At 52.1% G+C, this 12,606-nt stretch carries 11 protein-coding genes; 6 read left to right on the plus strand and 5 right to left on the minus strand.

What is annotated here, in order from left to right; all coding sequences use genetic code 11:
• Positions 1-57: 57 nt before the first annotated feature.
• Positions 58-531: a hypothetical protein gene (locus BM040_RS18930; RefSeq protein WP_175491127.1), complete on the minus strand. Its 474-nt coding sequence runs from the start codon at positions 529-531 to the stop codon at positions 58-60.
• 228 nt (positions 532-759) lie between these two features.
• Here BM040_RS18930 and BM040_RS18935 point away from each other — a divergent pair, with 228 nt between their 5' ends.
• Positions 760-1,392, plus strand: coding sequence for a DsbA family protein (locus tag BM040_RS18935; RefSeq protein WP_092104881.1), 633 nt, complete (start codon positions 760-762; stop codon positions 1,390-1,392).
• A gap of 12 nt (positions 1,393-1,404) precedes the next feature.
• On the opposite strand, the gene BM040_RS18940 is transcribed toward BM040_RS18935, so the two are convergent.
• Positions 1,405-1,815, minus strand: a complete 411-nt coding sequence (locus BM040_RS18940; RefSeq protein WP_139217854.1) for a hypothetical protein — start codon at positions 1,813-1,815, stop codon at positions 1,405-1,407.
• Between the two features lie 189 nt (positions 1,816-2,004).
• Positions 2,005-2,241 carry a hypothetical protein gene (locus tag BM040_RS18945; protein WP_092105012.1) on the minus strand — a complete coding sequence of 79 codons (237 nt, stop codon included), beginning with the start codon at positions 2,239-2,241 and terminating at the stop codon, positions 2,005-2,007.
• Between the two features lie 278 nt (positions 2,242-2,519).
• Here BM040_RS18945 and carB point away from each other — a divergent pair, with 278 nt between their 5' ends.
• The 5 genes from carB to BM040_RS18975 all read left to right on the plus strand — a co-directional run bounded on the left by carB (position 2,520) and on the right by BM040_RS18975 (position 11,043).
• The gene (gene carB / locus BM040_RS18950; protein WP_092104885.1) at positions 2,520-5,333 is read left to right on the plus strand and encodes a carbamoyl-phosphate synthase large subunit; all 2,814 of its coding nucleotides are present in this window, start codon (positions 2,520-2,522) and stop codon (positions 5,331-5,333) included.
• 1,026 nt (positions 5,334-6,359) lie between these two features.
• Positions 6,360-6,641, plus strand: a complete 282-nt coding sequence (locus BM040_RS18960) for a DUF4834 family protein (protein WP_092104889.1) — start codon at positions 6,360-6,362, stop codon at positions 6,639-6,641.
• 42 nt (positions 6,642-6,683) lie between these two features.
• Positions 6,684-9,140, plus strand: coding sequence for a YfhO family protein (locus BM040_RS18965; RefSeq protein ID WP_092104890.1), 2,457 nt, complete (start codon positions 6,684-6,686; stop codon positions 9,138-9,140).
• Between the two features lie 294 nt (positions 9,141-9,434).
• Complete coding sequence (locus BM040_RS18970; RefSeq protein WP_092104892.1) at positions 9,435-10,337, plus strand: 1-aminocyclopropane-1-carboxylate deaminase/D-cysteine desulfhydrase; 903 nt, start codon at positions 9,435-9,437, stop codon at positions 10,335-10,337.
• A gap of 70 nt (positions 10,338-10,407) precedes the next feature.
• The gene (locus BM040_RS18975) at positions 10,408-11,043 is read left to right on the plus strand and encodes a DUF4230 domain-containing protein (RefSeq protein ID WP_092104894.1); all 636 of its coding nucleotides are present in this window, start codon (positions 10,408-10,410) and stop codon (positions 11,041-11,043) included.
• A 72-nt stretch (positions 11,044-11,115) separates the two neighbouring features.
• Here BM040_RS18975 and BM040_RS18980 read toward each other — a convergent pair whose 3' ends face one another.
• Both BM040_RS18980 and BM040_RS18985 read right to left on the minus strand, forming a co-directional pair.
• Positions 11,116-11,502, minus strand: a complete 387-nt coding sequence (locus tag BM040_RS18980; RefSeq protein ID WP_092104896.1) for a hypothetical protein — start codon at positions 11,500-11,502, stop codon at positions 11,116-11,118.
• Between the two features lie 407 nt (positions 11,503-11,909).
• The gene (locus BM040_RS18985; RefSeq protein ID WP_092104898.1) at positions 11,910-12,395 is read right to left on the minus strand and encodes a regulatory protein RecX; all 486 of its coding nucleotides are present in this window, start codon (positions 12,393-12,395) and stop codon (positions 11,910-11,912) included.
• Positions 12,396-12,606 lie beyond the last annotated feature (211 nt).

The raw sequence follows: 12,606 nt of genomic DNA on the forward strand, positions 1-12,606 counted from the left end.
AAAGGCAAATACCGGGATGGTGTCTGCCTTTCTGTTATAGGGTTAAATAATATGTCATTACATAGTGGTGGTACCTGTGGTAGTGCCGGTTGTAGTACCAGTGGTTGTACCTGTGGTAGTGCCAGTTGTTGTACCGGTAGTAGTTCCCGTAGTAGTTCCGGTGGTCGTACCAGTAGTTGTGCCGGTTGTAGTACCTGTAGTTCCCGTAGTCGTACCTGTGGTGGTGGTACCGGTTGTGGTGCCTGTGGTAGTACCTGTTGTCGTGCCAGTCGTGGTTCCGGTGGTTGTGCCCGTGGTGGTTCCGGTTGTAGTACCCGTGGTCGTGGTTCCGGTTGTACCGGTTGTAGTACCTGTAGTGGTGCCGGTTGTGGTTCCTGTAGTGGTACCAGTCGTGGTGCCGTAGTCAGTATCTTCAGTTGTATCCATATCTGTCGCGTCGCTATCGGTCGTGCTATCGGAAGTGGTGCAACCAAAGGTAAGAGCAGTAACCGCAAAGGCAGTCGCGCAGAAAGTTATCAAGTTCTTTTTCATAGCATTTAATGTTTGTTATACATGTTTGTTTAGCATTGATTCTACGGACTATTTAGAAAAAAGTATAATTTATGAGCCTTATTTTGCCTTCCCATACTTTGGGGGCGCCTTTAAGGCCCGTTTGCCGTCGCTGATGAAAAGTAGGGTAAGTATAGAATTGTACTGCCGTGGGACCAAACCTTTAGGCATTGGGGTGGTTAAAAGAGGGAAATCGTAAACCTTTATTTAATGAAAAAGCTGAAAGTATTTTACGTGCAGGATGCCTTGTGCGGCTGGTGTTACGGCATGAGCCCGGTTATCTCGCGCCTGTTCGAGGAGCAGAAGTATGACATGGAGGTGCTGAGCGGGGGGATGATCCGTGGCAGTAACGTACGGCCCATAAAAGGCATGGCCGAATACATAAAGCAAGTAGCGCCAAGGCTGGAGGAAACAACCGGCGTGAAACTGACAGAAGTATACCATCGCGAGATTCTGGACAAGGGCACTTACATGAGCAACTCTGAACCTCCTGCTGTAGCCATGGCCATACTGAAAGAGCAGTTTCCGGAGCAGCAGGCATCTTTGGCGGCGGCCATACAAAAGCTGCACTTTGTGGAAGGCCTGGATTTGAATGAGGTGGAAACCTACCTGCCGGTGGTGCGGGAGTTCAGAGCCAATGAGGAAGACTTCAAGAGGAAATTTGCAGACGAGAGCTACCTGAAGAAGGCGCAGGAGGAGTTTAAGCTGGTAGAGAACTGGGGGATAAGCGGGTTTCCGGCTGTGATATGCCAGAACGGAGAGAAGCTGTACCTGGTGGCGCGGGGATACCAGCCCTATGAGCAGCTAAGTGCCACCCTGCAAAAGCTGGAGCAAGAGGCTTAAAAAAACAGCGAACTAGTGCCTTTCTTTTCCGGTAATGAGCCAGTCGTAAGCTGAGGTTAGATCGTCGAATACACGCATCTCGAAAGGGAAAACGGTGTTCTTGTTGTTTTCGAGGAAGCGGTGTATCTGCCGCTCCGCTACAGGGTCGAAGGAGTTGATGAAGGCGAAGCGTTTAAGCGGAAGCCTGAGAAACTTCTCCAGGTACTCGTTCAAGGTCCAGCGGTTGTCCTCTACAGGCATAGGGGGCAGCAGGCGCCGGTCTGCAATGGCGTAAGGTATGCGCATTTCCTCTATCAGGTGCAGGAACTGCATGAGTGTATTACGGTATTCCTGGCTGCTGCATGGCCCATACCATTGGCTTACCACAACATTGTGGGCTGGGTAGTGCTCGAGATGGTGAAACGGGGTAGAGGATAGAACCATAGGCCACTGTTTAAGAGTGTACGCTTACATCTTCTAATGTTAAAAAATTGTACACTTAAATACAAGAGGAACCCGGCAGGAATTAATAAAAAATTATATATAAAAAACCCTATATAAATGTGCCTCTACGGTAAGCCTGGCGCCCCGGCTGCATAACAAAAGCTGGGGCGCCATCTGTTGGCTTTGCCGCTACTTAGTGCGTAGGTTGTTGGCGTTGCTGCCATCCAGCTCGCGGGTATCTTCCTCGTCTTTAGCGGCCACGTTGCCGCCTTCTTCCTTGCCTTCCGGTTCGTTCTCGAAAATATCTACCGATTTAATTTTTACTTCGTCCTTCTTCACGCCCTCCAGCGGCTCGGGGTTCTCGTCAGGCAGGCGCTTGCTCTCATCGGCGTTCGTAATGATATCGTCTTCTTTTGGTGTGTCCATAAGTATAAAAATATAGGTTATACTTATAGGTACGCAGAAGGCCGTTTTAGTTTGGCTGCTGCGATTCATTTAAGGGAAAAACCCGCAGCAGCGGCTTTTTTAGGGCAAAACAAGGGCTATTTATACTAAAGCAGCGCCACAAATCAGTGCAACCAAACAGCGCTCCGCGAACCGGCAACATGCTTCTCGTCAGAAATTAAATCGCGCCGAAGTATATTTTTACGTTGCGAGCCCCAACATTTCGCCGTAACTTTGGGCAATTTATACATACCAACCCAATGCCTAAAGACACTTCGATAAAATCAGTTCTCATTATAGGCTCCGGTCCCATCGTTATCGGGCAGGCCTGCGAATTCGACTACTCTGGCTCCCAAGCCGCCCGTTCCCTGAGGGAAGAGGGTATAGAGGTAACGCTCATCAACTCCAACCCGGCTACCATTATGACCGACCCGGTTACGGCGGACAATGTGTACCTGAAGCCCCTGGAGAAGAAGTATATTGTTGAGATTCTTGAGAAGCATAAGATTGACGCCGTTCTGCCTACCATGGGCGGACAAACTGCCCTGAACCTGGCCATCGAGTGTGATAAGGCTGGTATCTGGGAAAAGTATGGCGTACGCATTATCGGTGTGGACATCAAGGCCATCGAAACGACCGAGGACCGCGAGGCGTTCCGCCTGAAAATGCTGGAGCTCGGCGTAAATGTTTGCAAGGGAGAAACGGCTACCTCTTTCCTGGAAGGCAAGGAGATAGCCCAGGAAATTGGCTTTCCGCTGGTAATTCGCCCTTCGTTTACCCTTGGTGGTACGGGGGGCGGTTTTGTTAATACCCCTGATGAGTTCGATGCGGCCCTTACGCGCGGCCTGCACGCTTCGCCGACGCACGAGGTACTCATCGAGCAAAGCATCCTTGGCTGGAAAGAGTATGAACTGGAACTCCTGCGCGATAACCTGGGCAACGTGATCATCATCTGCTCTATCGAGAACTTCGACCCGATGGGCATCCACACCGGCGATTCCATCACTGTGGCCCCGGCCATGACGCTGCCAGACACGGTGTACCAGCACATGCGCGACCTGGCGATCAAAATGATGAACGGCATCGGGCAGTTTGCCGGTGGCTGTAACGTGCAGTTCTCGGTTAACCCCGACGACGACACCATCATCGCCATCGAGATCAACCCGCGCGTGTCCCGCTCTTCGGCCCTGGCCTCTAAGGCAACCGGTTACCCCATCGCGAAAATCGCGGCCAAACTGGCCATCGGCTATAACCTGGATGAGCTGAAGAACGCCATCACCAAAACCACATCCGCCTACTTCGAGCCTGCCCTGGACTATGTAATTGTGAAAATTCCGCGCTGGAACTTCGACAAGTTCCCGGGTGTGAACCGCACGCTGGGCCTGCAGATGAAGTCTGTGGGAGAGGTAATGGGCATCGGCCGTACCTTCCAGGAGGCGCTGCAGAAGGCCTGCCAGAGCCTGGAGATCAAGCGCAACGGCATCGGGGCGGACGGGAAAGAGAAGACAGACTACAACGAGCTGATTGACAGCCTGAAAAACCCAAGCTGGAACCGCCTGTTCAGCGTGAAAGACGCCATGCGCATCGGCATCCCGACCAGCACCATCCAGAAACTGACCAAGATCGACCCATGGTTCCTGGCGCAGATTGAGGAGCTGGACCAGATGGAGAAGGAGATAGAGAAGTATAGCCTGGCTACCATCCCGGCCGAGTTGCTGCGCGACGCCAAGATAAAAGGCTACGCCGACCGCCAGATTGCGCACCTGCTGCGCTGCCTGGAGAGCGAGGTGTTTAACAAGCGCCAGGATCTTGGCATCAGACGCGTGTACAAGATGGTGGATACCTGTGCCGCCGAGTTTGAGGCGAGCACCCCGTACTACTACAGCACCTTTGAGGGCGAGAACGAGAGCACAGTATCTGATAAGAAAAAAGTAGTGGTGCTTGGCTCCGGACCAAACCGTATCGGGCAGGGCATAGAGTTCGACTACAGCTGCGTGCACGGTGTGCTGGCGGCCAAAGAACTGGGCTACGAGACCATCATGATCAACTGTAACCCTGAGACGGTAAGTACAGACTTCGACATCTCGGACAAGTTATACTTTGAGCCGGTGTTCTGGGAGCACATCTACGAGATTATACTTCATGAGAAGCCGGAGGGCGTGATCGTGCAGTTGGGTGGCCAGACGGCCCTGAAGCTGGCCGAGAAGCTTGACCGCTACGGCATTAAGGTGATGGGTACGAGCTACCAGGCCCTGGACCTGGCCGAAGACCGTGGTTCCTTCTCCTCGCTGCTGCGTGACCTGAGCATTCCTTACCCGCCGTTTGCTGTAATCGAGTCAGCAGAAGAGGCGCTGGAAATGTGCAAGGAGCTGAAGTTCCCGCTGCTGGTGCGCCCAAGCTACGTACTGGGTGGCCAGAACATGAAAATTGTGATTAACGAGAAAGAGCTGGAGGCCCACGTAATCGACCTGCTGAAGGACCACCCGGGCAACAAGGTGCTGCTTGACCACTTCCTTGACAACGCCATTGAGGCCGAGGCTGACGCCATTTGCGACGGCGAGGACGTGTACATCTGCGGCATCATGGAGCACATCGAGCCGGCGGGCATCCACTCCGGCGACTCTTACGCCGTGCTGCCTCCGTTTGACCTGAGCGAGAACGTGATGCAGCAGATCGAAAGTCACACGAAGAAAATAGCCGTGGCGATGGGCACGGTGGGTGTTATCAACATTCAGTTTGCCATCAAAAACGAGATTGTGTATGTGATTGAGGCCAACCCGCGTGCGTCCCGTACCTTCCCGTTCATTGCCAAGGCATACCGTGAGCCGTACATCAACTACGCTACCAAAATCATGCTGGGCCACGCCAAGGTGAAGGACTTTAACTTCAAGCCGTACAAGAACGGTTATGCCATTAAAGTGCCGGTGTTCTCCTACAACAAGTTCCCGGAAGTGAATAAGGAGCTTGGCCCTGAGATGAAGTCTACCGGCGAGGCCATCTACTTCATCGACGACCTGCACGACGATTACTTCACTAAAGTATACTCTGAAAGGAATCTGTACCTGAGTAAGTAAGAAGTATAGAATTATAAAAAAGCCCTTCCTTGGAAACAGGGGAGGGCTTTTTGTTTTTGGGCTGGGCTTATAGTTTGCTGGAGAAGTATAAACCGCAGCACTACGCTCACTCTTTCGCCTGAAGACCTCGCGCCGTCCCAAGGTCTTGCGAGCGTCTGGCTTTGGCTATACCTTATACTCTGTCTGAATCAGGATTTGCAGGATTTAGGGATGAGCAGGATTTCTGCAGTACCGGGTCCAACCACCCCTGGCCCCTCCTTGTCTAAGGCGGGGAGTCTGTAGTTACTAATGCTGAAGTATAAGTTCTATAGTTTCTATCTGCACAAAGTATAAACCCACCCCAGCCCCTCCGAGGAGGGGAATTATACTTGCCACTTTCTCTGTCATCTCGAGCTGCGCGAGAGATCTAGCGGTAATTCTAATCAGATCTCTCACAGCTACGCTGGCTCTCTTCGGCTCTCGCCTCAAGAGTGTTCGAGATGACAGAAAGCTCAAGCTATCGAACCTGTTCCCAGCCTTTGGGTTGAGCGCCTTGTGAGATCCGGTGCCCGTCAAGGGCATGCCGAGCGCGAGCGAGGCAAGGAGGGAACACAGCGCGATGCCCGAAGGCGAGGCCTCCCGGCCTGGGAGGGCACCAAAGCTAGAGATACAACAGTAGCTTATGTAAGCTTGGAGGATGAGCGGCAGCTAGAAAGGATAGCTTGCTTCAAGAGGAAGGAAGCGTGAGCTATGGAGGTATAGCCAAAGTATAAAGTATGGCTTTTCAAGCCAGTCGAGGCACAGACTCGACCCAATAATAAGATACAAGTCTGAAGACTTGCGCCAGATAAGTATAAAAGTATAGCCAAAGTATAAAGTATAACTCCTGCTTCGGAACAAACCCGGAGAAGCCGGAATTTTAGTAATTTCCTCCTTATCTTTGCACTAACCGTCAAAAAGTCAGGCAACAAAAGGCTGGCAAGAGAGTTGTATTAAGGAATAGGTACTGTTTTTGCGGTACGCATCACCAAAAGACAAAGCTTTACGATGATCAAATTCATATTTACCACGTTACTCATTATTTTCTTCATCCGCCTGGTAGCACCAACCCTGTTCAGGTGGCTGCTGGGGATGTTTATCCGGAAAAAAATGCGCAACGGGACCTTTTTCTACACCAACATGCACCAGCAGCAACAGGCCCAACAGCAGCAAAGCCAGAACGGCAATGGGCGCGCAAAAGGTGATATCAAGATCGACTACATTCCGGAGCAGCCAAAGGGCAAGACTTTCAACGGCGGCGAGTACGTGGATTATGAAGAAGTAAAATAAAACTACTATCTTTCAAGCTCTATTCCGGGTTTTTGAAAGATTATGACAACTTCCTTCAACTTTAAGCGCGATGTGCTGCCACACGCCATCGCGGTACTTATTTTCCTCTTCCTGACGGCGGTATACTTCTCGCCGGTCCTGTTTCAGGACAAAGGCCTTGCCCAGCACGATATTCTGCAGTTTAAAGGCGGCGCCAAGGAGATTCAGGATTACCGTGAGCGCACCGGCGAGGAAGCCCTCTGGACCAACTCCATGTTCGGGGGCATGCCGGCGTACCTCATCCAAACCAAGTTTCCCGGCGACTGGTCGGGCTACATCCACAAAGTACTGACGTTTGACCTGCCTGCCCTGGCGGGTAACATTTTCATCACGCTGATTTGCGCCTACATCCTGCTGGTAGCCATGGGCATGAGCTCCTGGCTGGCCATTATAGGCGCGGTGGCGTTCTCCTTTACTTCTTACAACCTCATTATCCTGGAGGCGGGGCACAACACCAAGTCCCTGACCATTGCCTACATCCCGATGGTGCTAGCCGGCCTGATTTACGCGCTGCGCCGGAACCTCTGGATTGGGGCGGCCCTGTTTGCGGTGGGTTTAACCATGAACCTGCACTTTAACCACTTGCAGATGACCTATTACATGCTGCTGCTGGTGCTGGTGTTTGCCGTAGTGGAAATTATCTATGCCTTTAAGCATGGCACCTTTGCCGAGCTGCTGAAGCGCGGTGTGGTGCTGCTGGTGGCTGCCATTCTTGCCGTAGGCGTCAATTTTGGCAGACTCTATACGACCGCTGAGTATAGCGAGTACAGCATCCGGGGTAAATCGGAGCTAACGCAGCCAAACAGCGGCGATGGCGTAGGCACCGGCCTGGACCGTGAGTACGCCTTCAACTGGAGCTACGGCGTGAGCGAAACCATGACCCTGCTGATTCCGGACTTCTACGGGGGCAGCAGCAGCGCTCCGCTCGACACGGACTCTGAGACCTATAACGCCTTCCTGAAAATGGGAGCCGCCCCGGCACAGGCCGAGCAACTGGTACAGCAGGGCCTGCCGATGTACTGGGGGCCGCAACCGATGACGAGCGGCCCGGTTTACGTGGGTGCCGTGGTGATATTCCTGTTTGTGCTGGGCATGTTTATCGTAGACCGCCGCTGGACAAGCTGGCTGGTAGCCGGAACCATACTTTCCATCGTGCTGGCATGGGGCAAGAACTTTGAGGCCTTCAACTACTTCATGTTCGATTACTTCCCGCTCTACAACAAGTTCCGGGCAGTGTCGTCGGCACTCGTAATTGCCCAGATTACCATTCCTTTCCTGGCTATACTTGCCCTCTGGAAGTTGCTGAACGAGCGCAGCCAGATAAAAGACCTAGACAAGAAACTGTTGATTTCGGGAGGCATAACGGCGGGCATCTGTTTGCTGGTGTGGCTTTTTGCCGGCACGGCCAGCTTCATGTCCGAAACCGACCAAAGACTGATACAGGCACAGTTCCCGATTGATGCCATCCGCGCCGACCGCGAAAGCATGATGCGCTCCGATGCCTTCCGCTCGCTGGTATTTATCGTGCTGGCAGCCGGCCTGCTGTACTTCTATGTGAAGAACAAGGTATCGGCTACGGTAGCCATGGCCGGCGTGGGCATCCTGGTGCTGGTGGATCTGTGGTCAGTGGATCAGCGCTACCTGAACAACGGCGACTTTGAGCCACAGGTAGAGGCGAACTACTTCCGGCCAACCCCGGCCGACCAGGCTATCCTGCAGGATACGCAGGATCCTGCCCGAGGCCTGAGCTACCGCGTTATTTACCTGCCGAATCCGTTTAACGATGCCCGCACCTCCTACTTCCACAAGTCGGTAGGCGGCTACCATGGCGCCAAGCTGCGCCGCTACCAGGACCTGATCGACCGCCACATCTCCCAGAACAACCTGGAGGTGCTGCGTATGCTGAACACCCGTTATGCGATTACGGGCAACCAGCAGCAGCCGGTACAGCGCATTCCGGATGCCCTGGGCAATGCCTGGTTTGTGGAGGAAGTGGAGGCCGTAGAGTCGCCGGATGCCGAGCTGGATGGCCTGACGATGTTTGATGCCGGTGCCACTGCTGTGATAGACGTGAAGAAATTCCCGATAGAGCGCCGCTTCTTCAGTGCCGACAGCGCCAATATCAAGCTAACGGAGTACGAGCCAAACTACCTGAAGTATGAGTATGAGGCGGCCAAAGAAGGATTGGTGGTGTTCTCAGAAATCTACTACCCGGCAGGCTGGCAGGCGTACCTGGACGGGGAGCCGGTAGACAACATCCGCGCCAACTACGTGCTGCGCGCCATGGAAGTGCCGGCAGGCAAGCACACCATCGAGTTCAAATTTGCGCCGCAGTCGTATTACACCGGCAACACCGTATCGCTTATCTCCTCTATTATACTTGTGCTGGTAGTAGCAGGCGCTATCTTCTATGCGGTAAAGACCAAGCCGGTGGAGGAGCCGATTGTGGAGAAAGTATAGTTGAGTTTGGGAGTTAGAGCGTTTGGGAGTTGAGGAGTTAAAAAGTTTGGGAATTGAGGGGGCATATTTGTAGGGACAGGTCGCGACCTGTCCGCGCGAGAACTGAGGCTATAAAACTTATACTTTCGCACCAGTAATCACAGACTCCCCGCCTTTGATAAGGAGAGGTTAGGGGTGGTTGGACCCGGTAAAGCAATCCTGGACATCCTAACATCCTGTAAATCCTGATTCAGACGATTTATAAAGTATAGCCCTGGCTTTTGCCGGGGCTTCTTTTTTGCCAATATTGTAAGTATGGAGGAAGCACCGTTACAGAAACTGGAGGATGAGCTGCTGCAGGAGCAGGGGGTAGAGCTGTGGGTAAAGCGCGAGGACTTGCTGCACCCGCACATCTCGGGCAATAAGTGGCGCAAACTCAAGTATAACCTGCAGGAGGCCAAGGAGCAGGGGCATCATACGTTACTTACTTTTGGCGGTGCCTACTCCAACCACATTGCGGCTACAGCAGCAGCTGGGAAAGAGTATGGCTTCAACACCATCGGCATCATCCGGGGCGAAGAGCACCTGCCGCTCAACCCCACCCTCAGTTTCGCCACCTCTTGCGGCATGGAGCTGCACTACATCAGCCGCGAAAAGTATAAACTGAAAGCCGAGCCGGATTTTCTGGAGGAACTGAAGCAAACTTACGGCAACGTACACCTGCTGCCCGAAGGCGGTACCAACCTGCTGGCCGTAAAAGGCTGCACGGAGATTGTGCAGGACATCCCCATAAAGTATGATTCCATCTGCAGCGCCATGGGTACGGGCGGCACACTGGCGGGCATTGTGGCGGGATTGGCAGGAGAGAAGCAGGTGCTTGGTTTTCCGGCCCTGAAAGGCGGGGAATTTCTAAAGCAGGATGTGGAGGAACTGGTGCAGGAATATAGCGGCCATACTTATACCAATTGGCAACTTATCACGGATTACCATTTCGGGGGCTATGCCAAGGTAAAGCCGGAACTGCTGGCCTTTATGGAGGAATTCGGTAAAAAGCACCACATCCCGCTGGAACCAATTTATACCGGCAAAATGATGTACGGCCTGTTTTACCTCATCCGGGAAGGATTTTTTACACGGGGCAGCCGGATTGTAGCGGTGCATACGGGCGGGCTGCAGGGCAACGCCGGCTTCCGGGAGCGGCTGGGGCTGCAGGTGTAAGGCACTTTTGTAGCACAATATTTGTAACACCGTATGTGTACCTATAATCCGTAAACATACAAAGCACCACATGCCCCTACTTCGTTTTCTGTTCAAATTACTTCCCCTGGTTATACTTGTCTGGCTCGGCATCTTTCTGTGGCGCACCGTCGGCGACTACTTTAGCAAGCCGGACGTGAAAGAGGAGCCGAAGGTGGTGGTAAACTTCAGTAACGTGCTTACTTCGGTGGAGGACCTGGGCCGGATGGAGCTGGTGCGCTATAATTTCAAGGATGTGGTGGAGTATGAAAAGGAGTTCTCGCGGTGGATTCCGAACTCGAAGGTGGCGCTGATTGTGTCGGGCGAGGCTGTCGGCTGCCTGGATTTTACGAAAATAACGGAGGCCGACATCGAGTTCGTGGGTGACTCGGTGGTGCAGGTGGCGCTGCCGGAACCGGAGATCTGCTATTACAAAATCGACCACAACAAGTCCAAAGTCTTCAGCAAGGAGAACACCTACTTTCAGGATGCCGACCTGGTGCAGGAAAGCTACCGCTACGCCGAGGCCAATGTGAAGGAGGCCGCTTTGAGCTCCGGCATACTGCACCAAACCAAGGTAAACGCGGAGAAGATTTTAAAGCCGATGCTGGAAGAGATAACCGGCCGCCGCGTGGTGCTGGTGCCCCAGCGCAGAATCCAAAACCCGGAGATGGGGCCGAAGCGGTAGGGGATTAGTTTTTAACGGGCTCTGCTTAACTATGCGGAGTTAAGTTTTAGGTTTTGTTGACTTCAGTTATTCTTATTTCTCAAACTTTATTGGAATTTCTTGCCAGCCTTCTGATGGGGCTGCTATTATGCTGTCTGGTACAGGTATATCTTGAAGTATTTCACTTATACTTGGTCTTTCCGCACTAAATTTCACAAAGTACCTACCAGGGACTCGGCTTCTATCATTGTAGCGGTTTGAGCGAAGGTAACTTTCTCCGTTCACAACATATTCAAAACGAAGCTTTTTGCCCGATGCCACAGTCCAATATGTTTCAGTAGCAACTCCTATTGTATATCGAGGGTATTCACTCAAAAAGTTTTGCTCCCACTGGATATAAACTACAATTGCTGATAAGCTGCCGAAGAAAAGGATACATGGTATAAGCTTATGTATTATCCGGTTCTCTTTCTTGCTCATAGAGAAGTTTATACTTTTATATTAAAATCAACTATGTATAGCGGTAAACCTACGCTTATCTGCACTATATCTGGAGTATACTTTATGTACTAAGTACTGAACCAATGTACATAATATACAGAACTCACGCTTCTTCCTCCCGCAAGTTTAGCGAAGTATAACTTGTGGTTGTGCATGGCTGCAAGTTTGCAACTTGCTTTCTGCGGAGCAGAAAAATATACTCTTGTAGAAAGTATCTCTTCTTGAATGTAGCGGGTAATTAGCTGTAATTAATTACTTTTCGAAAGGCAGGCTGTTACCGAACTTTGCTGCTTTATTATGCCCCTCCGGGGCAGTGGAGTTACAAACTCAACACCATTTTAGCCACAAGTTACGCTATCGCTAAACTTGCGGCAGGTTATACTTTTCTATTCTTTCTCCAGCCCCTTTAGTGCATCCTGGATTAGGTCGTTTTCATAGCCTTTGCTCATGAGGTAGTAGGTGAGTTTCTGGCGGCGGGCGAAGGGGTTTTTCTCTTTTTCGGTGGCGTTCTTCTTCTCCAGCAGGTGTAGCAGGTTCTGCTCGTATGCTTCGGGGTCAATCTCCTTCAAGCCTTGCTTGATGCAGTAGTCAGAGATGCCTTTGCTTTTGAGGCCCTGCATAATCTTGCGGCGGCCCCACTTCTTCAGGCCATACTTGCCGCGCACGTAGCTCTGGGCGTAGCGTTCCTCATCAATGAGTTTTTCCTGGCTCAGGCGCACGATCAGTTCCTCCACATCGTCGGGCTCGAGGCCGTAGGAATAGAGTTTGTCGCGCACCTCCTGCTGGGTGCGGTCCTGGTAGGCGCAATAGGCGGCAGCTTTTATCAGCGCCTCCTTGGGGGTGTAGGTTTTCTGCTTCTTGTCGCGTTCCAAAAGTATAAATCAGCTTTTACAAAGATAAAACAAGTTTAAGAGTTAGAGGGTTTGGGAGTTTAGGAGTTAAATATTAGTAGGGACAGGTCGCGACCTGTCCGCGCGATAACAGCAGCGATGAAGCTTATACTTCAGCTAAAGCAATTACCAGACTCCCCGCCTTAGCCTTTATCGAGGGCCCCCTACCCCCAGGAGGGGTTAGGGGCGGTTG

The organism is Pontibacter chinhatensis, from assembly GCF_900113285.1.
Lineage (GTDB): Bacteria > Bacteroidota > Bacteroidia > Cytophagales > Hymenobacteraceae > Pontibacter > Pontibacter chinhatensis.